The following is a 22,508-nucleotide window of genomic DNA, read 5'->3' as shown; positions in this document are numbered from 1 at the left end:
CTTTATGATGCAGATGGCATTATTGGCTCAACGCTTGTACGACGGCGGTAAAGCCACTCACAAAACACAACATAAGTGCCCCAAACCGAATCTTTTCTTTTGGTAACGACTGGGTAGTTTTCATTGCTAGCCAGTAACCAAGCGCCGCAGCAGGTAATAGAGGAATAGTAATGACCAAATGATGCAATGTGAAGAAGCCCACTGGGATTTGTACTATTAGTGAAATAATCGAACTGAAAACAAAAAAAGCCGATAAATTACCGCGTAACTGATTCGCTTCTTGATGCTGCAACAATAACGCCATCGGAGGGCCTCCAATCGCAGAACTGGTACCAAACAACCCAGAAAAGAAACCAGCACATGTCATACGCGAAGGCGTAGGCTCAACCCGAAACGGTAAAACACTCACCACGACTGCAAACAGCACCAACAAACCAATCCAAAGCGTGAGAGTTTGTGTAGATACAAAAAAGAGTAGCAAGCCACCAGCAATTGATCCCGGCACTCGCCCAATCAACGCCATCTTTAAGCCGCCGATTTCAACACTACTGCGGTGCTTCATCGCATTCATCAACGAAATAAATAACGCGACTAAACAGATTGGCGCAGGAACATATTCTGGCGCCCAAAGAATCAATAAAGGTGCGGCAACAATAGCCAAGCCAAAACCGATTGCGGTCTGGACATAAGAGCCAAGAAATATCAAACCTATTGCAAGGAAGTTTATCGAATCGAATTCCATTTAGATTATTCTTATATTTGAAAAATAAACACAAAACCAAAGCACATTCGCATGATGAATACCTCAGGCATACTGCGATATGAATTCCGCGTAGCATTCATCAAAGTGAATAAAAAGACAATCCATTTGTGCGGTTCGCCCTTATTTGCATTTTGTATTTCATTCCGCTGATGTACATGTTTGCTTACATCGAAGAGGATTCATGCTCGCCTGTTCACGCAGCATTTCTTCAGCGGAATTAATGACCTCTTAAAATCTAGCCGAATTAGACCCGTGAATTCTCCGTAGCATTTAATGGATTCAGTCAATTAGTGCGGCGTCGGTATAGCACTTTACAACTCACCTCCTTATACTACTGATCGATTTATCATTACCGTACTTATTTACACAATAAACAAGTGTACGGTCAGTGTTTTTCTACCTTTAACTTGCTGTGAAAATAATATGAAAAAACAAACGGGATTTACTCTAATAGAGTTAGTCGTAGTTATTGTCGTGCTCGGTATTCTTGCTGTCACTGCCGCGCCACGCTTTTTAAACCTTCAAAGTGATGCACGTGAAGCTCGTTTGGAAGGAATGAAAGGCGCTATTGCATCAGCATTAGGCGTAGGTTATGGGAAAATGGCGATTGCAGGGTTGGAACATTATCCATATATATCAAATAAACACACTGACGCAGGTTCAGGTAAGGGCCCAGAAAGTCTGCCTTTCTCAAGCTGTGAGTTAAATGGCTCTCTTAGCTGTACATTTAGGTACGGTTACCCAGATGCAGATGAAACAAGCTTAGCTCTATTAGTCTCGGAACTTGAGAATCAGCACGGTGATAGTGACTGGAAAATTGTTCAGACTAACAACATTAAAGTCGTCATTTCAGCAAGAGATGATAAAAATAGTAGCCTAACACAATGCGGAATTTTATATGGGCCACCGCAGACTCCAAACGAGAGTTACACCTTAGATATTCTTCCCTGCCCTCAATAAAAATAAGGCTGCCAATCGGCAGCCTTATTTGTTTCATCTGATCGGTTTTTTACGCAAAGTTAAACACGTATTTATCCATCATATTCACCATGCGGCCAATCTCTGGCTTGGTAATCGTATCATTTGCGCCAAGAGATAGTGCTTTCGCTCGGTTATCCTCACTCATCAATGACGAGAACATAATGATCGGCATTTCATGAAACGCTTCGGTATCGCGTAGTCTCTTCACTAAGTGCATACCATCCATTCGAGGCATTTCTACGTCCGTAACCACCGCATCTAATAGCTCTTTAACTGGCAAGTTTTCTTCTTTCGCAACCTCGATCAAACTCATCAACTTCTCATGCGCCTCACCACCGTCTTTACATGTGATCACATTGTAGCCTGAAGAAGCTAATGTATCTTGGATCAAAGAGCGAATAAATGCTGAGTCATCCACCACCATGATCGTTTTAGCATTACGCTTACCGACCATTCTCTGGTTGAGATCCACCGACTTGTCCCCTTTCACATCGTATTTTTCCATACTCAATTCTGGGTTGATGTCTGCGATGATTTTTTCAAAGTCGAGAATCATGATCAGGTTGCCTTCTTTACGGACAACGGCTACTACACAATCTTGTTCGCCCGCTTCCAAAAACTGACTTGGTGATTCCACATCATTCCAAGAGATGCGATGAATACGCGAAATGCTGTCAATTAAGAAGCCATTGGTCATTTTGTTGAAATCCGTAACGATTACAAACTTGCGCTCCAGATCTTGTCGTGTTGGCACACCTAACCAACCAGCTAAATCCACTAAAGGCGTCAGTACATCTCTGGATGAGAACACACCAATCATATGAGGTTGTGCGTTTGGATAATCGGTTGTTTCTGGCACGCGAATCACTTCTCGTACTTTCGCAACGTTAATGCCGTAATAACAAGTTTTTGTGCTGCCATCTGGCAATGTTTTTTCTAAATGAAACTCGATGATTTCAAGCTCATTGGTACCACTTTCTGTCAAAATGGTGCTGGTTACGTTACTCATAAAGCCAATTATCCAACCAAAAATACGCATCAGAAAAAGTTTGATGCAAACGCCATGAGAAGCCATTCTCTGGCTAAAAATCCAAAAGTCCTTTTTAGTCGTTACAACAAAATTTGTAAACCATCAAAAGGACGGCTAACGCACATTTCCATACCAAACCATGTAAAATTGTCTCATTTTTGAACACGACATTATGAGTGGCCAAAGTGCGAATTAACACCTCCACTTTTAGCGACCGAGTCAATGAAAAGTTTAGAAATAATTTGAAGTGATGTTCAGCGTCAATAGCCAAACCTATCCAACAGATATCAGTGCAAAGTTGGCTACTGTGCTCATGCCTGGTGTAGAACAAGCTCTCTTCAAGTGGCATGGTATAAAACTGCGCTTGTGAACACACGAGTTTAAATCGAAGCGCTAGAGGCATCGCAAGAAAATCTGAAGGCATAGAACACTGAAAGAACACTTTCAGTTTGTTAGTTTTCTGTCAGCGTAAGTTTTAAGCAATCATCCTATCACTAGGTATTTCAATACCTGACATCGTTATTCCCATAATCAAGACACTGATTTTCACTTTTGGAAAGAGTCATTTTCCTTCCTCTTAGCAAGGTTTTTCCTACAATCCTATTCATCCAATTGCGCTGTCGCCTGACAGCACACTAGTTGATGTATTAGGTGAGGTTAACTTTGAATAATGTTCTTATTATCGACGCTCAACCATTGTATAGCGAAGCTCTTGCTTCTCTAGTTGAATCTGTAGTCAACACAGCTGAAGTGATTCAAACCACTGACAGTGCGGAAGTGATGGATCTTGTTCGAGGCCAAAAGATTGATTTGATTATTCTAGACGTAGTGCTTGGCGACCGCGATGGTATGCGTTTAGCCAAAAACATTTTAGCGACGGGATATCGTGGCCGACTGTTATTTGTTTCTTCACGCGACTACTCGAGTCTTTCTAAAGCAGCGTACGAAATGGGCGCAAACGGCTTCTTAAGCAAGCATGAAACAAGAGAGACCATTATCGACGCAATTGTGAGTGTTTCACGCGGTTACTCAATGTTTAAGTCGACTCACACACCATCGTCGGGTAACGTAACACTTTCAAATCGCGAAGCCATGGTGTTCCATTATCTTGTACAAGGCTACTCTAATAAGAAGATTTCTGAACAACTTTCACTCAGCGCTAAAACAATCAGCACCTACAAAACGCGTATTCTGAAAAAGTACCATGCGGACACGTTGATTGAACTTCTGCATACTATTCCTCAGTCAGAAAACATTGAGTTTTGCCGCTAAGCGCTCATGTATTTTGCAATAGCACCGATTAACAGCTGGTGCATTGCATCATGTCTTAAGCTTTGCTTCACCTGTACAACCACTTTTGGCCAGCCATCTGGGTAAAAATGCTCTGGCACTCTTATAAATTTATATCCATCAATTGGCGCCTGATATTCAAGTAGCACGGTTGCGGCGCTTTTTTGCTTAATTAGCTTCAATACGCTGCTTACGTTGTCTAGAGCCGCAATACGGTTGATGACCATACCGTGGCTTTCCATTGCACGCTTAACGAGCTGCTCTTTCTCTTTCCAACCGATAATCTCTAACATGATAAAGGGAAGTTTGGCTGCTTCTTCTAGGGTGGTAATTCCCAGCTCTTCAGGGACAACTAACACAGCAGGCGCATAGCCGATGAACTTCTGATAAACAGATTTCGGAACATCCTCGTTGAAGTAATGTAACTGCGCATCCACTTTGCCTAGGATTATCTCTTCTATCGTATACTCTGTAATCGTTGCTATCGAAATGTGCGCCTTGGGAAACAGCGCCATTAAATCCATTGCAAGTAAATGCCCAAATGAGTATTGAGCGGTTTGCGGCAAACAAATGGTGATGTCTTTTTCGTAATTTTCCGGTTCAAACTCATCTCTAATTAGACAAGTTTCAAGCTTCTCGAGTGCGTCGGAAATTTTAGGTAATTGACGTTTTAAATAGTCCGTCGGTTCCATGTGGTGAGGATGCCGAATAAACAATTCATCGTTTAGCTGGAGTCGCAATCGGGCAAGGTATTTGCTAATTGACGCTTCGCTCTTCCCCATCGCTTTCGCAACGGGCTTGAGCTGACGGTGCTTATCCAGTAAGACAAGTATTTTAAGTAAGTTTAAGTCGAGATCTTTGTTCACGTGCGACACCAAATGTAAGGTCGAGAATAAATAGAGCAATCACTATTTGTTGACTGCTCTAATATAAAAGACCACTCATTCTGTTTGGTCAAATTAATCAAACAGTTATGTCATGGTTATGTTCCGTAACTTAACATTGAGTCAATACTAGCGCTGCTTAATGGGACTTTTGTCTGTGTTTTTTCATCTCATAGAGATCTTCATCTGCACGTACAATAACGTCCTGAAGCGTTTCGTGTAATTCATTCGCCGCGATACCAGTACTCACACTAACTTCGATATCCAAGGTCTTTAGTCGGTTATCTTTAACGACACTACGAAGCTTCTTCGCCAATATTGAAGATTGACTGATACTGCAACCCGGCAGAATCGCAACAAACTCATCACCACCAGTTCGAACTAGATAATCACTATTTCGAAACACTTTAGACATGGCATCAGCAATAATTCCAATAACTTCGTCCCCTACATGGTGACCGTAATGGTCATTGATTCGCTTGATCCTATCGCCATCTATTGCAATGACGGAATATGGCGCGGTTTCCAAACGACGTTTGAACTCGCTATCTTGAAAAACTCTGCGGTTAAACAATCCCGTTAAATCATCTTTCGTCACGTTCGTCAGTGCTTTCGCGAGGCGAAGTTTGCTCTCTTTAGATTCATAAGCTTTGTTGTAATACGCTAAGGTTACGAAAAAGAAGATGATAAACAAGAACACGTAATCCAATACAATTTTACTGAATGGGTACATGTAAACGATAAGATTGTTGTTGTCTGCGACATATGATTGGGTGTACGCGAATGATGGAAAGGGGTAGCCAGCGAAATAAATCACCATTTGTTTGTTCCCATTCGCTATTTGAACATCCACCGCTTTCCCATCATTATAAAGCGGCGAGAGGTATAATTGTTCCGAGAACTCTCCCACTAACTCACCTTGAAAGTAAACCGGACTCATGATGCTTATCGCCATGTCATCGGAGTATGTCGTTTTAAATGGTAGGGAAAACAATACCCGGTCCGTTAGTTGCTCTTTCCACGCGGCTAACACACAAGAATAGTTACTTTTACACCAATCAACATCAAACGTGGCTTTCACTCCCTCTAGCGCTTCAATCGGTCTCTCTAAGATGAGTTTGTTTCCAGTATAAGAACGAAAATACATAACGGCATTTTGTCGATTGAACGCATTTGATAAATACGCTTCAGCCTGATGAAGCGATTTCCGTGCAACAGCTTCAACGTAATTAAGTTTTTCATAACGTGACAGGGAGTAAATCGCATCTTGAAAGCTCAGCTCTGTTTGCGCTTCTACTTCACTCACGCTCATGCCTTTGTATTGCTCGAGCTGCGCTTCCGTCAATAGCCCCATGAGAATTACTTTTTGTTTTATTTTGGCTAAATTATTCGCGTAAGTGTTGAACTGCTTTACTTCATAAGAAATTAACACCGCACCAATCATTGTGACAGAAGTGACGAATAGTAATGTTGCGATGAAAAGAGACAACGCGATACTTTTAAGTGTCATGATGCGGTCTTACGCCCCCGCCACTCTTGTTAGCTCAACAATGTTCTTTACGTTAAATTTATCCAATAGACGGCGTTTGTATGTGCTGACTGTTTTATCACTTATTGATAACACTGAAGCGATTTCTCGATTGGACTTTCCTTGTAATAAATACTTCATTACTGCGTTTTCTCTGCTTGAAAGTTGTGGCATTTCTCGAACGCTATTAACAACTTGCTTAAATTTGAAGAAGGTATACCCCTTCTCTACCGCTTCTATCGCGTCTTTAAGAATGTCGTGATTTTCCGATTTACACACATAGCCATCAGCGCCAGAACGAAAAGCCATTTGGCTGTACATTTGGCTAGTTTCAGCGGAGAAGAAAATGACTTTGCCTTCATAACCATGGGATTTGATACGTTTGTAGAAATCAAACCCATCGCAATCTGCCAAGTTCACATCTAAGATCAACAGTTGAATTTCTTCCTTTTTCAATATTTGTAATGCCATCTTCGCTGATGTTGCAGTAAATACCCCATTTGTTTTCCCTAACTCTTCCAACAACGACTTGATTGCAACACAAACGAGAGGATGATCGTCAAAGATCAAGTAATTCAATTTATTCATATCTTTCATTTAGTATGGTTATGGCTTCTAGTGGCATGGGTTTATCAATGTAGAAGCCTTGGCAAAGATCAATCCCATACTCACGTATCGCTTGCAGTGTGACTTCGTCTTCAATACCTTCCGCGACCAGTCGTATATTCAAACTTTTCGCTAACGCGCAAATAGCAACAACGATGTTGCGTTTTTTGATGTCGCATTCGACACCTTGTACAAACGAACGATCGATTTTTAACTCGTTGAATGGCAGTTGAGCCAGTTTTTCAAACGTTGATGAACCCGTGCCAAAATCATCTATTGAGACAGTGACACCGTTCATCCTCAACTTGAGTAAATTCTTGTACAGGGACGCGCTAGTCTGAAATGTATCTCGCTCTGTAATTTCAATGGTGATTTGTGATGGGTCAATCTCGCTCTCTAAACATTGCTGTAAAAAGTAATGAGAGAACGCCGTATCTTCTAAATTTTCATGGTCTACATTGATGGATACGTTTTGCGTCAATCCGCGGTGTTTCATGTCATAGATAACATTACTCAATACAGCTTGAAACAACTCTCCTGAAAGGCGGCAACGCTCTACAATTGGCAAAAAATAATGAGGGGGTAACACACCATAAATAGGATGATTCCAACGCGCGAGCGCTTCATACCCAAGCACTTCCCCACTTTGCACATCGACTAAAGGCTGGTAATAATTTTTCACGCGCCCTTCAGCCAGAGCAAACAGGAATTCTTGATCTTCCACTTCAATCGGTTGAGCAAAGCTGACTTGTTTCGCTTTTTCATCTCTTATTTTACCCAACAAATCAACGACTTCATTTTCATCGTATGGCTTGGGCAGCTTCCCTAATACTTCAAAGCTAAATCCCTCGCACATGGCTCTTACCGCAGAAATAATGGTCAATTCCATTGCACTGACCAGTACAACTTGCCCCTGGTACTGGACTTTATCGAGCATTTCCATCATATCGATGCCGTCTTTTCCGGGCATTTGGATATCACAAAAAATCACGTCAAAATATTGTTCCTGCACACTCTGAATAGCGGCATCCACACAGTTAAAAGGGATGACTTGCGCGCAATAGCGATCCAATATTTGCGTAAGTATTGTGGTTTGTAGCGGATGGTCATCAATCACCATCACATTAAATTGTGTATTCATTTGTCTCTACCCAATAGTTTATGTTTTCGATCTCCTGCTCGATTCGTAAAATTAGCTCCGCTGTTCGCCTGTCAAACTCCGCAGCAGTAACTCGTTCTGCCTCAATGCAAAGCTCAGTCAGCATGCTTACCCCTATCGCCCCAGCCGCTCCTTTGATGCCATGAATGACCCGTTTTTTGTCTCGCTCAGTTGATGCGGCGTTTAAGTTTTTTATATCTGTAGACATTGATTGACTAAACACGCGCGCAATCTCTTTTGCGTCCTGTGCTTTGAACCGTTTAATCCAGCCGGGCAGCCTACCCCTCTCTTTTTCGCCAATAAATGGAATCAAAACGGTTTTTAATTGATTAAGGTCATAGGGCTTGTAGAGCACGTCATCAATGCCGATATCCTGTGTACGTTCAATGGCAAGACGAGCATCTTCTGCTGTCACACCGATGATTGGAATTGCTTTAAATTCGGAGCTTTTCACGTACCTAACAAGCTCATAGCCATCCATTTCTGGCATATGAAAATCGGTCAGCAGCAACACAACGTTTTCATCTTGGTTGATGTATTCCCATGCTTCGCGGCCGTTGTTCACAATGACAGGTTCGATTCCAAGTTCATGAAGCTGCATTGCTATCACGCTTTGGTTAATGGGATTATCTTCTGCGACCAGTACCGTGCCGAGGACCCAAGAAACCACTTCTTGATTTACGTCATTAAGCTTGGTTTCTTGCTGCGTTTGGCTGAGTAAATTGAACAATGTATCTGGATACTGAAGCTCTCTTAACGTAAGACTGCCAAGTACTCTTTGTTCGTCACGCAGCATTAGGCCATTAAAACTGGCATCGCTGTCGTGTATAGGGTGAAGGTTCGCCACCATTGTTTTTAACGTTGCTGGACGCATTTTCCACGCGTCACACCACTGGCGAATATTAAGTGGTAAGCTCTCGCTATACGTCCAGTTCAAACAAACGTCTGGCTCAGAGTCGCAATGCTCAATTGGCAGTCTGACGGTAATCGTCGTGCCCAAGCCAAATTGTGAATCGATGCAGAGCACGCCGCCCATGCAGTCGATCAATCGGTCAACAATGCTCAGTCCCAATCCAGTGCCGCCATATTTACGCGTAATAGTGTCATCCGCTTGAACAAAAGGATTGAGAATACCTTCGAGTTGGTCATCCGTCATGCCGATACCTGAATCCGCCACTTTCAAAATAAGCTGCTTTTCATGAAGAATGACACTGATTCCAACCTCTCCTTCCGCAGTGAATTTCACCGCATTGGAGAGTAGATTGGTGGTAATTTGCACCAATCGCAGCGCGTCGATTTCAATGAAAGCATTCGAAAATGGTTTGATTGTCACTTTGTAATCCAAACCTTTCGCGAGCGCTCGTGGTTCAAAGCTTCGAAACACATCGCACAAGGTTTTAAGCAAGTCGGTCTTAACTAGGGCGACGGTTAAGTGCCCTGCCTCTAACTTTGAATAATCCAGTACTTCGTCTACTAGCATATTTAAATGATTGAGCGAGCATATGGCTTGGTCAATTAACTCGCGATTTGAATCTGTCGTCACTTGGTGATTTAGCAAATCGAGGATGCCGTGTGCTGCCGACAATGGCGTTCTTAATTCGTGACTCATGGTTGCCAAAAAGTTTTCGCGCGCACGTACCGCGGTTTGCGCTTCTTTTTGCGCATCGATTAACGCCTGCTCACGTTCTTTTTGCTGGGTAATATCTTGAATCACAGTCAGTACAAACTTGTTCTTACCGCTAGGAGAAGCGATGACTTTGCGTTCTCGATATACATGTTTAATATCAAGTTCACAGCCCGACGAGGCAACCTCTTCTGAAATACGCTTTCCAGCAATAACAGTGGTCAGTTCATCAAAATTATTCACTAGAGGAACGTGCGCAGAATCACTTTTCAAACTACATTGTTGGCACTGTTTACTGTTGTAGTTCGCACAATTACTCATCTCCATATGGTTATTTTCACTATGGATAAAAACCAAGCTATTGATCTCTTTGATGATGTCCATCAGCCATTGCTTTTCCGCTTCCTCATTGTCAGCATTAAATTCGGCTAACCTCACTTTAAGTCGCATGTGAGATAAGATGAAATACGCCGCAATTAACATGAGACAGAATATGAATGAACCAGCAACAACAAATGTAGCGATCTGCTCCGAGTCATAGCCATAAGTCAGTTTGAAGCTTCGGTGAGAACGCAGCAGTTTTTCGATCTCGTTAGAATCAATGGTTTCGATGATGCTGTTCAACATGTGTTGCAGTTGTGTATTGTGGTTTGCAACCGCAAATGCATTAGAGAACGTCAAAACGTCCTCCGCATTGATCACCAAGCCATTGACTTGATCTTGTGCAATCATGTTGTGAACGATGTCGTCAGGAATGTAAGCCACATCCAAAACGCCCGATTTCAAATCGGTAAGCAGCTTTTTCAAATCATCATAATGATCAACTTGGCCTTGCTGCCAAGTGCCCAAATGAACTAACCCTTGCTTTTTCAAAGTGAGCAGAATACCCGCTTCTTTCAGTGCAGGTTTATCGCGCTTGCTCTGCTCCGCTTGGATAGCCACGTAATTACTGTGCATGAATGGTTTAGTGAACAACCAATCTGACTTAGGTAGCTCACCCACATAAGAGATGGGGACTATATCGGCATCAAATGCCGTTAATCCATTTGAAAGGCTCGACGTCGGCTTCACATACTTAAAGCTCAAGCCAGTACGAGACTGCAATAAGTCGACAAAATCTGGAAAGAAGCCATCTAACTCGCCCGTTTGCGAATCTCGGTAGAGAAACGGATAAGCTTCGTCACTGCTGCTGTAAGTTATCACTAGTTTGTTTTGATGATTACGTCGGTAATCTACCAATAACTTATCACTGATATGGTAAGGATTTTTCGAGGCGACGGAGCGAATGTTTTTTCCATTTTGCTCCCACTGAAGGATTTTGTTGATGTCATCGATCAGACTCTGTTTGTCCAACGAAGCGATAAAACTCACCTCTTCGTTTTTCAACCAACTGGGAATATCGACAACCCCTTTTACAATGTCATTCAAATCCAAATATTGGGTAATACCAACATAAGTGTAAATCAGCGCGTTCGCTTTACCTCGCTTAACTTCATTAAACGCCTCTAAACGTGTTTTAACATAATGTATCTTATCGATACCACGTTCAGTGAGGTTGTCACAATACACACTGCCCTCAACACACACCCATTTAAGATCACGCGCATCACTATCTCGGTAAGTGGCATTCCGATACCAAACAGCGATAGTGCTCGAAAAGAAAGGCATCGAAAACAAGAAACGCTTTTCTCTTGCTGCTGTTTTACTAAATCCAACCGCACCATCAATCTTCTTGCTTTCGACATCCGCAAGTAAAGACGGAATATGCTTGTAAGTCCGAAGTTCTAACTCATAATCCAAAGCTTTAGTAATGTTAGACAAATACTCAAGACTAATTCCGTACGAAGGACCAACGCTACCGTCAAACGAGTCTTTAGCTTCGTCTTGCGCAATAACACCAACGATGACCTTCGGTTTAGGACTCTGTTTGGCAGTTGAGCAAAAAGAACTCGCTAAAAAAATTAAGGCGACGGACGATACCGTAATACTTCTAAGAATACTGAGCATGACTGCTTCCTCTGAATGGAAGCTCAGACTAGTTTTTGTCAGATAAAAGTCAAACTTAGCTCAATAGTGAAATAAAAATAACACTCTGATATAAAAGTAAAAAACCAAAATTCGTCAGAACAATCTGACAACACAATCCACCTTTGACTACACAGCGTTTGCGTTCGGTCTCTCACCCAGACGGATATTCACTGCGAGTCGGTATACATAAGGGATGTGTGCTTTTAGGTTTGCACGCCATAGCTTTTTACTTTCATCTTGAATGATTCATCATCATTCCATGATAAACTGGCGTATTAACATGAAAGAAAGCTCAACTCCGCGGTTTCGAGCAGCTTGAAGTAAACACAGTTTTAGAAAATGCGTTCTAGTATTGTATTACTCAAGACTCACATTGCTACTTTTACAACCGCTGGAGCATTAGAAAAATTAAGGTATTAAATTCAAATGGTTAATAACTCAATCCAGTGGTTTCCTGGCCACATGCACAAAGCACGTAAAGAGATCGAAGAAGCAATACCTCAAGTGGATGTGATCATCGAAGTACTGGATGCTCGTATTCCTTTCAGTAGTGAAAACCCTTTGATTTCTCAAATCCGTGGTGACAAACCTGTCGTTAAAGTTTTGAACAAACGTGATTTGGCCGATCCAGAGTTAACTCAACTGTGGATTGAGCACTTGGAGCAAGAGCAACATGTAAAAGCAATGGCGATCACGACTTCTGAACCACAAGAAGTGCATCGAATCATGGAGCTTTGCCGCAAACTTGCCCCACACCGAGAAGAAATTGGTAAAAACATTCGCACCATGATCATGGGTATCCCAAACGTTGGAAAGTCGACGATCATTAACACCCTCGCAGGCCGAACAATCGCTGTAACAGGTAACCAACCCGCGGTTACACGTCGTCAACAACGTATCAACCTGCAAAATGGCATCGTATTATCTGATACTCCAGGGATTTTATGGCCAAAAGTGGAAAATCCACACAGTGGCTTCCGCCTTGCGGCTACTGGCGCGGTAAAAGATACAGCGATGGAATATGACGAAGTCGCATTCTATACCATTGAATACCTAGCAGCTCATTATGCAGACAAGCTTAAAGAGCGTTATCAAATTGAAGAGCTTCCAGAATCAGATATCGAGATCATGGAAGAAATTGGTCGTCGCCGCGGTGCACTACGTGCAGGTGGACGTGTTGACTTGCACAAAGTATCAGAGATCTTATTGCACGAACTTCGCCAAGGCACTTTGGGCCAAATTACATTAGAACGCCCAGAAATGATCACTCAAGAACTGATTGAAGTCGAGATTGAAACCGCCCGTAAAGAAGAAGAAAAAGCGAAGCGTAAAGAAGAGCGTCGTAAGCGCTATTTACGTAATAAGCGATAAGCTTGTCTTTTATCTACTCATGTTTCAAGGCGCGATTTTCGCGCCTTTTTTGTTATCTAATGCGCCCATTTTTTTCACTTTTCAAACTTTATATTCCTCATCCAAAATCCCAGATATGAAGCACGAAAAAACACCGCAAAATCGCCGTATAAACTTTAAGCACAAACTAGTTTAGACCCCGGGCCCCTATAGAGTTACAGCCACCATCCAACCCTCAAATGTCGAGTTTGCAAGGGTCTGCAAACTTATGCAACCTGGTTAGTGACACTCTCCCCAAAATCCGCAATATGAATAAGTGTCAGCGCTGGCGTTTTTCCATATGAAGAAGAGATTTATTATGAGTGAAACTATACAAAGCAAACCACTTCCCTCCTTTATCGAGGAACGCCTAGATTTTTATATTCAAGATCTAATCGAACCGAATGAGAACAAAAAACACCTTGTTCTTGGTAAACGCCCACCGTGTAATGCCGTTGTCCTGCAAAGCAATGATTACCTTGCACTGTCTCATAACAAGGAGATTCAAAACGCGCATCGTGATGCGATTTCCCAGCACGATGACAACGTCGTGATGTCCGCGATTTTCTTACAAGATGATGAATCGAAACCTGCATTTGAAACGCAACTAGCCAGTTTCGTTGGTATGCCTAGTTGTCTACTTTCTCAATCTGGTTGGGCTGCGAATGTCGGTTTATTGCAGACTATTTGTGCACCGAACATACCTGTGTACATTGATTTCTTTGCACATATGTCTTTGTGGGAAGGCGCACGTATTGCCGGAGCACAAATTCATCCGTTCATGCATAACAACACCAGTCACCTAAGAAAACAGATTTCACGTCACGGTTCAGGGATCATTGTTGTGGATTCGGTTTACAGCACTATCGGGACCATCGCTCCTCTACGTGATATCTACGAAATAGCACAGGAGTTTGACTGCGGCCTGGTTGTAGATGAATCACACTCTTTAGGTACACACGGTCCACAAGGTGCGGGGATACTGCAGGGTCTTGGCTTAACTCATAAGGTAGATTTTATTACCGTTAGTCTTGCCAAGACATTTGCTTATCGTGCTGGCGCGATTTTAGGCCCAGAAAAACTGGCGAAGACGCTTCCATTTGTGGCGTACCCTGCAATATTTAGTTCTACCGTATTACCGCAAGAGATCATTCGGCTAGAGAAAACACTGGACGTCATAAGAAAATCAGATGATAAGCGAGATATTCTGTTTGAAAGAGCCAAGTCTTTAGCCGTTGGTTTAAAACGCATTGGATTTACTATTCGCAGTGAATCACAAATTATCGCATTAGAATGCGGCAACGAGAGAAACACTGAGCGAGTCCGCGACTTTCTCGAAGAGCGAAATGTTTACGGCGCAGTGTTTTGCCGCCCTGCAACTGGAAGGAACAAAAACATCATCCGTTTTTCAGTCAATGCAGACATGACAGCTGCTGAAGTTGATCATGTACTCACTGTCTGCCAACAAGCATTTGCACACCCTGACTTAGAGTTTGTGTAAGTTAGTGTGTAGATAAAACTAAAGAGCTCAACAGTTTTGCTGAGCTCTTTATTCGTGTTATTCGTTGTGAGCAACTCGCCTCAAGAAAACAAGTCGCGAATGATTAGATCCAGTTTGCGATTTTATCGAACAAACGATTTTTATCCGCCGGTTTTACGATGAAGTCAGACATACCCGAAGACCCAATTTTGTCCAACGTGACAGGTGAACTATCCCCTGTATGCGCAATAATAGGTACCGACGCATAGTTTTTATCCGAGCTTCGAATTCGCCTAGACGCTTCTACACCATCCATAATTGGCATTTCGATATCCATCAGAATGAGATCAACATCTTCTTGCTCTAGTGTATCCAGAGCCTGCTGCCCGTCTTCTTTCTGAATCACTTCAAAGCCTTGCTTTTCAAGTAACATTGCCGTGAATTTACGCAAAGATTCATTATCATCCACGACCATAATTGTGCGCTTATTTGAATTATCTAACGTCACCGAGGCCGTTGGTGTCGATACATAGCTTGAATCATATAAGAGACGCTCAATAGTTGGTTTAGTATTCAATAACCAGGCTTGCGTTTCGATCCAAATAGGTTCATATGCAGCCTTACGTGCTCTCTGAGTCGGATGATGCTCAAAAAGATAAACTATGCGTGCTTCAGTGAAAGACAAGAGAGATTCTAATCTATCCAATTGGTTTGCTCTTGGATCTAAGCTCTCAAGATCGATAAAAATCAGATCGAATTCGAACTCGTACTCTTTCTTTTTGAGTACTTGGTTGGCATCTAAAATCGTCGAGTCAAAGCCCATAAAACGGCTAATATCTGTTACTTTAGACACCAAGATATCTTGGCTAGTCACCGTTAGAATGGTTTTGAGTTTAGTCAGATCGTTTTTGATTTCAGTAACGGTATCAGATGTCGTTAGTGGGAAAGTTAACGTAAATTGAGACCACTCCCCTAACTGAGATTGACACTCAATGTTCCCCCCAAATGAACGCATGACTTTTTTACAAAACGGTAGACCCAAACCATAACTTCCTGATTTGCCAGTGGTGTAAAAGTCTTGAAAGATATTGCGTAGAACATCAGGAGCAATGCCAGCACCATTATCGGTTACAACAATTTGATTAAAGCGTTCTGAACTTATCATGGATACATGTATGTGAAAATCTTCAGATTTACGGTGATGGAAGGCATTCTTGAAGAGGTTATACATAACGTATTTAAGCAGCGTATCACTACCTAGAAACTCAAACTCACTTCTCGCATCCAGCGATATGGCAAATCGATCAGTGGCACGTTTATAACTGAAGCTTTCAATTGCCTGTTCAACGACCGAGTGAACTGAATATTTTTTGAAGCTAGAACGAGAAACTCGATTTTCATCAATCGAAGTTAGCAATAAATCGATGGTTTCATTACCCGATTGGATAATGTTCATTGCATCCTGACTCACTTCACGTAATAAGGTGACATCCTCTACACTCATGACGTACTGCTCTTTTCCTGCCTCTTTCATGTTGGGCAAGATCGACTGGATAACATCTATTGAAGTGCAAAGCCCACTCAACGGGTTACGCATTTCATGTGCGATCCCTGCCCCGAATGATTTTGCCAGCGAGACTTTCGCTTCATGTTCAACTTGGTTACGAAAATAGAACAAATTACCGAAGACATAAATAAACAGAAAGATTGGCACATGAGTCCAATCCATGGTCAAGTCAAGATGGAACCCTTTTGCAACCCAAGCGAAGAATGTTGCTAAACCTATCCCAGCAAAGGTTTGAGCAAACATGACCCTAGTAACATGAACCAGTAAAATGTGTAAGAAAATTGCAGACATAAACGACATAACCCATACATTGGACCAGTCATTCATCAGTAACATATAAAAAAAGAAAAACGGTAAGCACAGCGTTATCGTCACTTGGTAGTAAATAGGAACATAATCTCTCCAAGTCGATGATAAGCGGTTTCTAAAAATGATGCCGAAAAACAATAACGAGCAAAACAATCTAAGAGATAAATTTTCATAAGCCTGTGGAAAGGCAAACTCCCAGACAAAGTAGTACAGCGGAAAGCCAAGAAACCCCATCCAGCCAACGAGAGTTAGGTTTGGTTCTGCATATTGATAAACCTTACGTATCGAGTCCATATAATCTGTTTTGCTTACTCCGCCTGACGCACAATAGTGTGATTTTGATTCACTTTTATCGTTTTATTATTAACTAATTATATATTAATCATCATTTATAAGCAGCGCGAAATGACGTAAACAGCTCGCAATACTTATCTTTAGTTTCAATCTTTTAAGACAGCTACACTTGATTTACAACCAAATAAACAAAGTTGCATATAGTTTAGTGCAATTTTGCGATAATCGCTCTGTATCCAATTGGATGTTAATCTCATTTTGTGTAAGAAACTTAAGTCGCGCCTTTGGCACGACTTTCCAACGATTCAAAAACAGCACTCACCGCATATAGCGTGGTGAAGAACAATTGGCTTGGGGTGTGTTATGAATTCTGTCCAGATAAAAAATGTCATTTTTGATGTAGGTAATGTGTTGGTACGCTGGTCTCCAGTAGAAATCGTTCGCTTAACATTTGGTGATTCCGTAGAATCAGAGAAAATGGCTCAGATGCTATTTTCATCACAAATCTGGAAAGATTTAAATAAAGGGACGATCTCCGAAAGGGAAGCAAAACAGCGTTATCAACGTGAACACCAAGTAACGACGGAAGAAATGGACCGCTTCTTTTATTATGTAAAACACACTCAAATATTACTTTACGGCAGTATAGAGCTGTTAAAACGAGTAAAAAGAGCCGGATATGGCGTATATGCGCTCACAGACAACATCAACGAAATTGTGGAACATCTTCGTACTACCTATGAGTTTTGGCCACTGTTTGATGGAGCAATCATCTCTTCTGAAGTTCAATTACTAAAACCACAAGCGGAGATCTACCAAACTCTACTTTCAAAGTATCAGCTTAACCCCGAAGAGACAGTATTTCTTGATGACATGCCTTACAATGTTGAAGGTGCCCAAGCAGTTGGCATGGCTGCTATTCAGTTTGAAAATGCTCAGCAATGTGAGCTCGAACTAAAAGCCATGGGGGTTAACTTCTAGAAAGCTTTCAATAAAACATAACGTTAGGGTGCATAAACAAAAAAGAGCAGTGTTGAGACTGCTCTTATCTAATGTTTTAGAACGCTAGGTTAGGAGTAAATCACGTTTTCCTCAATCCCACTAACTAATGACTGGGCGTTCTTCCAACGGAATACTTTTTCTAACACCTCTTTGCCATCAGGTGCGCGCCAAGTTCGCTCTTGATCCTCTTGTCCACCAATGTGGCGATAGAATTCAATCGCAGAAATGTTTTGCGACACAACTTCTAAATAAAGACCTGTGTCTTGAAAGTACTGCTGTTGCCATTCTGCGACAGCAAGTAATAGCTGCTTACCAATCCCACGACCACGGTAACTGTCATCAACATGCAATGCGTCAATAAAGGTTCCACGCTCGAAATCATGGTTGCCGAACACACAAACAAAGCCAAGTAGCAAACCTCCCTCCTCCGCCAAGACAATGTGCTGATTGAATGGTGGGTTGGTCAAACGGGTTTGCCAAATCAGTAGTTTGTCGTCAATCGCTTCTTTCTCAAGATAGTTATCACTAAGAATGCCACGGTAATGACGCTTCCAGCTATCCGCATGAAGATGCGCAATGCGCTCGTAGTCCTTATATTCCGCTAATCGTAAATCCATTACGTATTCCTATTTTCTTACATTTTTGCTTCTTTATAGAGTCTCGGTATATTCCACCTTTATAACACTTGTTTCTTGGCAGATTTTATACACCTTAAGCCAGAGCTCATTTTTTAATACTACTCATTATTCAATTAAAAGCAAAATATCCCATCAAGTTCCTTAATCTACACCCAAAGGAATAGTCACATTTGTCTAACTTTAATTTGACTTACATGTGTACGCTGATATTCTGGCGAACAGTTGTTAGCTCAAAGTTAGGGATACACCTGTGACTCAAAACAAACCACCTGTTATCTGGTTGAATACATTAATATTTTCTGCCAGTTTTGTTCTGACTTTTATTGTAATGCCTTGGTATGCATATCATTTTGGGCTGGGTTGGGAACATCTAATTTGGGGAGTGATTGCATTTAGTTTTACTAACCTTTCTATTACAGCAGGCTATCATCGTCTCTGGAGCCACAAAACATACGAAGCTCATCCTATTTTGCGCGCCATTTTTGCGATTGGAGGAGCATTTTCTTTGCAAAATAGTGCATTACATTGGTCTTCTGATCATCGTGTGCATCACAAACATGTCGACAATAACGGTAAAGATCCGTACTCAGCCAAGCGGGGTTTTTGGTATTCTCACATTGGGTGGATGTTACGTGATTACAATAAATCAAAGGAAAACGAATATACAAACTGCCGTGATCTAAAGCGCGACAAAATCGTCATGTGGCAGCATAAGTATTATGTTCCACTTGCCCTACTAACTAATATTGGTTTCCCAGTCATGCTCGGACTGATCTACGGTGATATCTGGGGGATGTTATTGGTCGTTGGTGCGGCTCGACTCTTTATGAGTCACCATACGACTTTTTTCATTAACTCCCTCGCACATATTTGGGGTAAGCAAACTTTCACAGACAAAAACACTGCTCGCGATAATGGTGTACTCGCCTTTTTCACATTTGGAGAGGGTTACCATAATTTCCATCATATTTTCGAGAATGACTATCGCAATGGCGTGTATTGGTGGCATTACGACCCAACGAAGTGGTTGATAAAGTCATGTTCTTGGTTAGGACTCACATCTAAGTTGCGCACAACGCCTACATTTAGAATTGAAAAAGCCCGTGCGAGTCAACTTTTGAAGAAAGCAAGAGAAAAGCTAGAATCGAAACCGAACACGCAAACAATCCTCGATCAGCTACAGCACGAGTTTGATACTCTAGTTCATCACATGCAGGAATACTACGAGATGCGCAAAGAAGTACTCGGTGCCAAAACTGCCAGTGTGGTAAAGAAATACGAATGTTCTGTAACGAAAATGAAGTACCAGCAAATTAAAGGAGAGTTCGAACGGCAGCAACGTAGTTGGAACCTTATGGTTCGTCGATACGCATAGTTTATCCTCATTCTTACGATTACTTAGCTTCGCTTCGGCGAAGCTTTTTTGTTGTGAAGAGTGTTTTCCAATAATTGCTTACTGAGTAAAGTCTTTTTCCTATTGTGAATCAATTCACTCTTTATTCATTCACTTTCCTAGTCATATTTTCCTTCCTATAAATAGCTTCAAACCAGCACGTAACACTTAGAAAACCAAATTCCAACAATACAATCTAACGAAATTATTTATTAAATTATTATTTGTCTCAGATCATGCAAGCCCCATATTTGTCTCGTGCCACAGCTAAGAATTCTGTAAATTCCTTGTCATAAACTGAAACAGTTTCTTTCTTTTTTACATAACATTCGGAGATCCCTATGTTAGAGCTCTTAATTGGCTTAGTGGTTACCATTGCGGTGGGTTACTTTATTGTCAAAGGCTATAAAGCTGCAGGCGTGTTACTGACAGCTGGTATTGCTTTACTTCTTATGACTGGCGTTTTGGGGCACGACGTGCTGCCGTCAAAAATCACCTCAACTGGTAACATGGTGACAGATGCGCTTGAATACGTGAAATACATGCTTCAATATCGCGGTGGCGGTCTTGGTATGCAAATCATGCTGCTTTGTGGTTTTGCGTCATACATGACTCATATCGGCGCGAACAACGTGGTAGTGAAACAGTTCTCTAAACCGCTTTCTGTCATCAAGTCTCCTTACGTCCTTTTGGTAGCGGCTTACATTGTGGCGTGTTTAATGTCTCTTGCGGTAAGTTCTGCAACAGGCCTTGGCGTACTATTAATGGCGACATTATTCCCAATGATGGTCGCGATGGGCATTTCTCGTCCAGCAGCCGTTGCAGTGTGTGCCTCTCCAGCGGCAATCATCCTTTCTCCTACTTCTGGTGATGTTGTTATCGCAGCAGAAAAGTCTGGTTTAGAGCTTGATGTGTTTGCGGTACAAACTGTGTTGCCTGTTTCTATTTGCGCAATCATCGTCATGGCAGCGGCAGCGCTCTTCTGGAACAAATACTTAGATAAGAAAGAAAATACACCAATGGAAAAAATTGATGTATCAGAGATCAAAGCTGACGCACCAGCGTTTTATGCAGCTCTTCCTTTTCTACCTATCATCGGCGTTTTCCTATTCAACGGTCGTACCATTCCAGGACTTAGTCTAGACATCTACACTATTGTGGTTGGTTCGATTTTCCTTGGAGCTCTGATCCATTATGTTGTAAATAAGTTCGATGGTAAGAAATCACTAGAAGATTTAGATTCTTGTTACGCAGGCATGGCTGACGCGTTCAAAGGCGTTGTGATGCTTTTGGTTGCCGCAGGGGTTTTTGCACAAGGTCTGATGTCTATCGGAGCTATCGATAACCTACTTCATCTAGCAGATAATGCTGGTGCAGGCGGCGTTGCTTTAATGCTTATTCTAACTGCATTGACAGTTGCAGCAGCAATTGCAACGGGTTCGGGTAACGCGCCTTTTTATGCGTTCGTGGAGTTAGCACCATCTTTGGCTGCGAAAATGGGATTAAACCCTGCTTTCCTAATTATCCCGATGCTTCAAGCATCAAACCTAGGCCGTACTATCTCACCAGTATCTGGCGTAATCGTTGCGACATCAGGTATGGCAAACATCAGCCCGTTTGAGGTTGTAAAACGCACATCCGTTCCAGTTCTAGCAGGCCTTATCACGGTGATTATTGGTACTATGGTGCTTGTTCCAATGAGTGCCTAACGGTATTGCCACGATCAAACTAAAAGCAATATCCGAACAAAATTACGTTTAATTAAAAACGCCAGCAAATGTGCTGGCGTTTTTTTTATTCTAATGTGTTGATTTACGCTGACTTAAATCGGTCAGGAATCTTAGTGATGCTCTCTCTGTAGCTAAACCATAAGTAGGTAACGGCAAGCGAAAAGAATAAATATGAAAGTGCGAATACGATTGGAGACGTGATTAATTCCGCGGACATTCCCCACATCACACCGACTACGGTTATCGTCAACTTAGAAAGCATACCGCAAATGAGTAGGAATAAAGCAAGCTGTGGAAAGCGCGAGCTGCGAAATGCGAAGAAATAACAGCTACCTACCGCTAAAGAAGCAATAGATAAGCCCAACATAAATGAATGGATGTGGTCTGCTGATGCGATACCAGCGGATACCGAAGCCATGAGTAATAGGAACAGTTTCATAAGTCACCTCAGAACAAATCTAAAAAGCATCCCTTCATAAATGAAAACTCATTTTTCACTATATTCTGCGCCTAAAATCAGCAATTACAAGTTACTTTTTTGCTCACTTAATGAACATAAAAGCTAATCAGCTTCAATTATTACAAAAGGTTAACAATTAAAAATTAAGAAACCCTTTGCATCTGATACTTACGACAGTTAGATGATAAATTCGCCATTTTTGTTACAGATGGTTAACATGGAAACATTTTGAAATTTTTTATTTGAAATGTGAACTGTGCACTCAACAGCGTAAAACCTCTCTGTCTTGACTCATCATTCGTTATTAGAGAACAAAAAATATCACTTTTTTACAACGTTCTTACTACATACAA

The 22,508-nt window shown here is 41.8% G+C and carries 17 protein-coding genes; 7 read left to right on the top strand and 10 right to left on the bottom strand.

All coding sequences use genetic code 11. The features are described from left to right. Nucleotides 1-19: 19 nt before the first annotated feature. Entirely contained in the window at nucleotides 20-742 is a 723-nt protein-coding gene (locus R7O12_RS16875; RefSeq protein WP_042520743.1) for a sulfite exporter TauE/SafE family protein, read from the bottom strand. A 444-nt stretch (nucleotides 743-1,186) separates the two neighbouring features. Here R7O12_RS16875 and R7O12_RS16870 point away from each other — a divergent pair, with 444 nt between their 5' ends. Next, the gene (locus R7O12_RS16870) at nucleotides 1,187-1,723 is read left to right on the top strand and encodes a conjugal transfer protein (protein WP_258634064.1); all 537 of its coding nucleotides are present in this window, start codon (nucleotides 1,187-1,189) and stop codon (nucleotides 1,721-1,723) included. Nucleotides 1,724-1,772: 49 nt separating this feature from the next. Here R7O12_RS16870 and R7O12_RS16865 read toward each other — a convergent pair whose 3' ends face one another. Further along, a complete protein-coding gene (locus R7O12_RS16865) occupies nucleotides 1,773-2,753 on the bottom strand; it encodes a chemotaxis protein (RefSeq protein ID WP_025998672.1) in 981 nt (326 codons plus the stop codon). A gap of 684 nt (nucleotides 2,754-3,437) precedes the next feature. Between R7O12_RS16865 and R7O12_RS16860 the strand changes: the two genes are divergently transcribed. Next, entirely contained in the window at nucleotides 3,438-4,046 is a 609-nt protein-coding gene (locus R7O12_RS16860; RefSeq protein WP_054701768.1) for a response regulator transcription factor, read from the top strand. Here R7O12_RS16860 and R7O12_RS16855 read toward each other — a convergent pair. The 5 genes from R7O12_RS16855 to R7O12_RS16835 all read right to left on the bottom strand — a co-directional run bounded on the left by R7O12_RS16855 (nucleotide 4,043) and on the right by R7O12_RS16835 (nucleotide 11,872). Continuing rightward, nucleotides 4,043-4,930 carry a LysR family transcriptional regulator gene (locus R7O12_RS16855; protein WP_025767842.1) on the bottom strand — a complete coding sequence of 296 codons (888 nt, stop codon included), beginning with the start codon at nucleotides 4,928-4,930 and terminating at the stop codon, nucleotides 4,043-4,045. The genes R7O12_RS16860 and R7O12_RS16855 overlap by 4 nt on opposite strands. A gap of 157 nt (nucleotides 4,931-5,087) precedes the next feature. Beyond that, complete coding sequence (locus tag R7O12_RS16850; protein WP_017635346.1) at nucleotides 5,088-6,458, bottom strand: GGDEF domain-containing protein; 1,371 nt, start codon at nucleotides 6,456-6,458, stop codon at nucleotides 5,088-5,090. A gap of 9 nt (nucleotides 6,459-6,467) precedes the next feature. After that, complete coding sequence (locus R7O12_RS16845; RefSeq protein ID WP_225473040.1) at nucleotides 6,468-7,064, bottom strand: response regulator transcription factor; 597 nt, start codon at nucleotides 7,062-7,064, stop codon at nucleotides 6,468-6,470. Further along, nucleotides 7,057-8,223 carry an EAL domain-containing protein gene (locus tag R7O12_RS16840; RefSeq protein WP_170890131.1) on the bottom strand — a complete coding sequence of 389 codons (1,167 nt, stop codon included), beginning with the start codon at nucleotides 8,221-8,223 and terminating at the stop codon, nucleotides 7,057-7,059. Before R7O12_RS16840 ends, R7O12_RS16845 begins: the two co-directional genes overlap by 8 nt. Then, the gene (locus R7O12_RS16835) at nucleotides 8,207-11,872 is read right to left on the bottom strand and encodes an ATP-binding protein (protein ID WP_258634059.1); all 3,666 of its coding nucleotides are present in this window, start codon (nucleotides 11,870-11,872) and stop codon (nucleotides 8,207-8,209) included. The genes R7O12_RS16840 and R7O12_RS16835 overlap by 17 nt, the downstream gene beginning before the upstream one ends. A gap of 447 nt (nucleotides 11,873-12,319) precedes the next feature. On the opposite strand from R7O12_RS16835, the gene ylqF reads away from it, so the two are divergent. Continuing rightward, nucleotides 12,320-13,264, top strand: a complete 945-nt coding sequence (gene ylqF / locus R7O12_RS16830; RefSeq protein WP_005376521.1) for a ribosome biogenesis GTPase YlqF — start codon at nucleotides 12,320-12,322, stop codon at nucleotides 13,262-13,264. Nucleotides 13,265-13,601: 337 nt separating this feature from the next. After that, entirely contained in the window at nucleotides 13,602-14,783 is a 1,182-nt protein-coding gene (gene cqsA / locus R7O12_RS16825; RefSeq protein WP_053349163.1) for an alpha-hydroxyketone-type quorum-sensing autoinducer synthase, read from the top strand. 103 nt (nucleotides 14,784-14,886) lie between these two features. On the opposite strand, the gene R7O12_RS16820 is transcribed toward cqsA, so the two are convergent. Further along, nucleotides 14,887-16,932, bottom strand: coding sequence for a response regulator (locus R7O12_RS16820; protein WP_054577833.1), 2,046 nt, complete (start codon nucleotides 16,930-16,932; stop codon nucleotides 14,887-14,889). A 363-nt stretch (nucleotides 16,933-17,295) separates the two neighbouring features. On the opposite strand from R7O12_RS16820, the gene R7O12_RS16815 reads away from it, so the two are divergent. Then, complete coding sequence (locus R7O12_RS16815) at nucleotides 17,296-17,913, top strand: HAD family phosphatase (RefSeq protein WP_318126149.1); 618 nt, start codon at nucleotides 17,296-17,298, stop codon at nucleotides 17,911-17,913. Between the two features lie 89 nt (nucleotides 17,914-18,002). Here the strand turns inward: R7O12_RS16815 and R7O12_RS16810 are convergent, their stop codons facing one another. Continuing rightward, nucleotides 18,003-18,551, bottom strand: coding sequence for a GNAT family N-acetyltransferase (locus tag R7O12_RS16810; RefSeq protein ID WP_104980607.1), 549 nt, complete (start codon nucleotides 18,549-18,551; stop codon nucleotides 18,003-18,005). A gap of 271 nt (nucleotides 18,552-18,822) precedes the next feature. On the opposite strand from R7O12_RS16810, the gene R7O12_RS16805 reads away from it, so the two are divergent. Together R7O12_RS16805 and dcuC are read left to right on the top strand one after the other, a co-directional pair. Continuing rightward, complete coding sequence (locus tag R7O12_RS16805) at nucleotides 18,823-19,947, top strand: acyl-CoA desaturase (RefSeq protein WP_318126147.1); 1,125 nt, start codon at nucleotides 18,823-18,825, stop codon at nucleotides 19,945-19,947. Between the two features lie 359 nt (nucleotides 19,948-20,306). Beyond that, entirely contained in the window at nucleotides 20,307-21,674 is a 1,368-nt protein-coding gene (gene dcuC, locus R7O12_RS16800) for an anaerobic C4-dicarboxylate transporter DcuC (RefSeq protein ID WP_318126145.1), read from the top strand. 103 nt (nucleotides 21,675-21,777) lie between these two features. Here dcuC and R7O12_RS16795 read toward each other — a convergent pair whose 3' ends face one another. Continuing rightward, entirely contained in the window at nucleotides 21,778-22,134 is a 357-nt protein-coding gene (locus R7O12_RS16795) for a hypothetical protein (protein ID WP_005376535.1), read from the bottom strand. Nucleotides 22,135-22,508: the final 374 nt, after the last annotated feature.

This window comes from Vibrio sp. Vb1574, from assembly GCF_033338675.1.
This window is presented reverse-complemented; position numbering and strand designations above follow the sequence as displayed.

Coding starts and splice junctions, on each gene's coding strand:
- R7O12_RS16835 (WP_258634059.1), bottom strand. CDS start 11,872: ATGCTCAGTATTCTTAGAAGTATTACGGTATCGTCCGTCGCCTTAATT.
- R7O12_RS16810 (WP_104980607.1), bottom strand. CDS start 18,551: ATGGATTTACGATTAGCGGAATATAAGGACTACGAGCGCATTGCGCAT.
- dcuC (WP_318126145.1), top strand. CDS start 20,307: ATGTTAGAGCTCTTAATTGGCTTAGTGGTTACCATTGCGGTGGGTTAC.
- R7O12_RS16820 (WP_054577833.1), bottom strand. CDS start 16,932: ATGGACTCGATACGTAAGGTTTATCAATATGCAGAACCAAACCTAACT.
- R7O12_RS16795 (WP_005376535.1), bottom strand. CDS start 22,134: ATGAAACTGTTCCTATTACTCATGGCTTCGGTATCCGCTGGTATCGCA.
- R7O12_RS16875 (WP_042520743.1), bottom strand. CDS start 742: ATGGAATTCGATTCGATAAACTTCCTTGCAATAGGTTTGATATTTCTT.
- R7O12_RS16870 (WP_258634064.1), top strand. CDS start 1,187: ATGAAAAAACAAACGGGATTTACTCTAATAGAGTTAGTCGTAGTTATT.
- cqsA (WP_053349163.1), top strand. CDS start 13,602: ATGAGTGAAACTATACAAAGCAAACCACTTCCCTCCTTTATCGAGGAA.
- R7O12_RS16865 (WP_025998672.1), bottom strand. CDS start 2,753: ATGAGTAACGTAACCAGCACCATTTTGACAGAAAGTGGTACCAATGAG.
- ylqF (WP_005376521.1), top strand. CDS start 12,320: ATGGTTAATAACTCAATCCAGTGGTTTCCTGGCCACATGCACAAAGCA.
- R7O12_RS16815 (WP_318126149.1), top strand. CDS start 17,296: ATGAATTCTGTCCAGATAAAAAATGTCATTTTTGATGTAGGTAATGTG.
- R7O12_RS16840 (WP_170890131.1), bottom strand. CDS start 8,223: ATGAATACACAATTTAATGTGATGGTGATTGATGACCATCCGCTACAA.
- R7O12_RS16845 (WP_225473040.1), bottom strand. CDS start 7,064: ATGAATAAATTGAATTACTTGATCTTTGACGATCATCCTCTCGTTTGT.
- R7O12_RS16850 (WP_017635346.1), bottom strand. CDS start 6,458: ATGACACTTAAAAGTATCGCGTTGTCTCTTTTCATCGCAACATTACTA.